Below are 1,706 nucleotides of genomic sequence, written 5' to 3'. Positions count from 1 at the left end.
TACGATTGCGATTACGGAAACGGGTTTTGATATACTGACGAGAGTCTAGATGATGAAAATAATTCCGAAGACAGATGTTTTTCAAGCTTGATAGGGCAGAAAGCTTTGGTGAACATTGGCAAGACCGAATTCATCTTGCTGCTTGTCGTTGGAATTTTAACCATCATCAATGTACTAACAGCAGACGGAGAAAAGCGTACATTTCATTCTCCTAAGAAAAAGAATATCAATCATTTAACCCTTTATGATTGCGTATCTCCGGAAGTTCAGAACAGTATAAACGAAACAGGGCGTGTGACAAACTTCTTTTGAAATTTGTCAGAAAGCAAGTTACTGATTTGAAGAAGGGAGAACACTTGAATGGCGAAAGACGATGTAATTGAAGTGGAAGGTACTATAGTCGAAACACTGCCAAACGCGATGTTCAAAGTTGAACTTGAAAATGGCCACACTGTTTTGGCTCATGTATCTGGTAAAATCCGCATGCACTTCATTCGCATTTTACCTGGAGACAAAGTTACGGTAGAATTATCTCCATATGACTTAACTCGTGGCAGGATTACGTACCGTTACAAATAAAGCACTCCGGAAACTGAAGGAGGTTGGAAACACATGAAAGTGAGACCATCAGTTAAACCAATCTGCGAAAAATGTAAAGTTATTCGCAGAAAAGGAAAAGTAATGGTGATCTGTGAAAATCCAAAGCATAAACAAAAACAAGGATAATTTATAAGGAGGTGCCCAGAGAATGGCTCGTATTGCTGGTGTAGATATCCCACGTGACAAACGTGTTGTTATTTCTTTAACATACATCTTCGGAATTGGCCGCACAACGGCTCAGCAAGTTTTAAAAGAAGCTGGAGTTTCAGAAGATACTCGTGTGCGCGATCTTACTGAAGAAGAACTTGGTAAAATCCGTGATATTATTGACAAACTGAAAGTAGAAGGTGACCTTCGCCGTGAAGTTTCTCTTAATATCAAACGTCTGATCGAAATCGGAAGCTACCGCGGAATCCGTCATCGCAGAGGATTACCTGTTCGCGGACAAAACTCTAAAAACAATGCGCGTACTCGTAAAGGTCCGCGTCGTACTGTAGCTAACAAGAAAAAATAAGTAAGGGAGGTTCTTAAACAATGGCTGCTGCTCGTAAATCTAACACGCGTAAACGTCGCGTGAAAAAGAATATTGAGTCTGGAATTGCTCATATTCGTTCAACTTTCAATAACACGATCGTTACGATCACTGACACTCATGGTAATGCTATTTCTTGGTCTAGTGCCGGAGCTTTAGGATTCAGAGGTTCTCGTAAATCTACTCCTTTTGCTGCGCAAATGGCTGCAGAAACAGCTGCTAAAGGTTCAATCGAACATGGTCTTAAAACTCTAGAGGTTACTGTTAAAGGACCTGGTTCAGGCCGTGAAGCTGCAATCCGTGCACTTCAAGCTGCTGGACTAGAAGTCACTGCTATCAGAGACGTAACTCCTGTTCCTCATAACGGATGCCGTCCACCAAAACGTCGCCGCGTGTAATTTGTTTGTATAGATTTTGTGTCCCTGTCAATAATGGGTTATGATACAGTTATTTATGAAACGAATGCACCGACTCGTTGCCTGAGCACATACGGGACTAAACAATGGGGAATTTCGGATGGAATCTCATATGATTCTATTCGAGGTTTCGACGTTTTGAAGGAGGGTTTTAAGTA

General features: G+C 41.3%; 4 protein-coding genes and 1 pseudogene. All 5 read left to right on the top strand.

Translation table 11 applies throughout. The features are described from left to right. The first annotated feature begins 114 nt into the window (after positions 1–114). The 5 genes and pseudogenes from FB592_RS21235 to rpsK all read left to right on the top strand — a co-directional run bounded on the left by FB592_RS21235 (position 115) and on the right by rpsK (position 1,530). A pseudogene (locus tag FB592_RS21235) lies at positions 115–383 on the top strand (ribosome-binding protein ybzG). After that, positions 361–579 carry a translation initiation factor IF-1 gene (gene infA / locus FB592_RS20905; protein WP_003156508.1) on the top strand — a complete coding sequence of 73 codons (219 nt, stop codon included), beginning with the start codon at positions 361–363 and terminating at the stop codon, positions 577–579. Before FB592_RS21235 ends, infA begins: the two are co-directional and overlap by 23 nt. Before the next feature lie 33 nt (positions 580–612). After that, positions 613–726 (top strand): 50S ribosomal protein L36, encoded by a 114-nt coding sequence (gene rpmJ / locus FB592_RS20900; protein WP_003156543.1) that lies wholly within the window; start codon positions 613–615, stop codon positions 724–726. 22 nt (positions 727–748) lie between these two features. Further along, complete coding sequence (gene rpsM, locus FB592_RS20895; protein ID WP_003235095.1) at positions 749–1,114, top strand: 30S ribosomal protein S13; 366 nt, start codon at positions 749–751, stop codon at positions 1,112–1,114. Positions 1,115–1,134: 20 nt separating this feature from the next. Then, positions 1,135–1,530 carry a 30S ribosomal protein S11 gene (gene rpsK / locus FB592_RS20890; RefSeq protein WP_009966385.1) on the top strand — a complete coding sequence of 132 codons (396 nt, stop codon included), beginning with the start codon at positions 1,135–1,137 and terminating at the stop codon, positions 1,528–1,530. Positions 1,531–1,706: the final 176 nt, after the last annotated feature.

Origin of the sequence: Bacillus sp. SJZ110, assembly GCF_006715455.1 — a bacterium.
Lineage (GTDB): Bacteria > Bacillota > Bacilli > Bacillales > Bacillaceae > Bacillus > Bacillus subtilis.
Note: the sequence above shows the minus strand (reverse complement) of the source record. Positions and strands in the feature narration are given on the sequence as shown.